The sequence below is a fragment of the Streptomyces zaehneri genome, from assembly GCF_032248645.1.
Taxonomy (GTDB): domain Bacteria; phylum Actinomycetota; class Actinomycetes; order Streptomycetales; family Streptomycetaceae; genus Streptomyces; species Streptomyces coriariae.
Genome location: NZ_JASTTJ010000082.1, coordinates 1 through 345, shown reverse-complemented (window position 1 = coordinate 345; position 345 = coordinate 1). Strand labels below are relative to the sequence as shown.

Below are 345 nucleotides of genomic sequence, written 5' to 3'. Positions count from 1 at the left end.
GGGCGAGGAGACTGCCGAGCGTCCCCGTGCCGCCCGTGACAAGAACGGTGCCGTCGGGGTCGAGCCCGCGCCGGGGACCTTCGGCAGACGGCGCCCGCTTCAGCCGAGGGACGAAGGCCACACCCCCACGCACACGGACGCGGGGCTCGCCTGTGGCCACCGCGAGCTGCACGGCCTCCACGGCCTTCACTGCCTTCACTGCCTTCACGGCCTGCACGGCCTTCACGGCCGTCGTGTGCTTGGAGGTCTCGGCACCGCCGCAGTGCCCGGCATGATCGCTCTCGACAAGGACGATACGGTCCGGGTGCTCCGACTGCGCCGAACGCAGCAGGCCCGACACGGCGG

1 protein-coding gene is annotated in these 345 nt (G+C 72.5%); it reads right to left on the bottom strand.

Translation table 11 applies throughout. From position 1 onward, the window contains the following. The coding region (locus QQM72_RS40735) for a hypothetical protein (RefSeq protein WP_314225843.1) at positions 1-345 on the bottom strand (345 nt) is incomplete at both ends.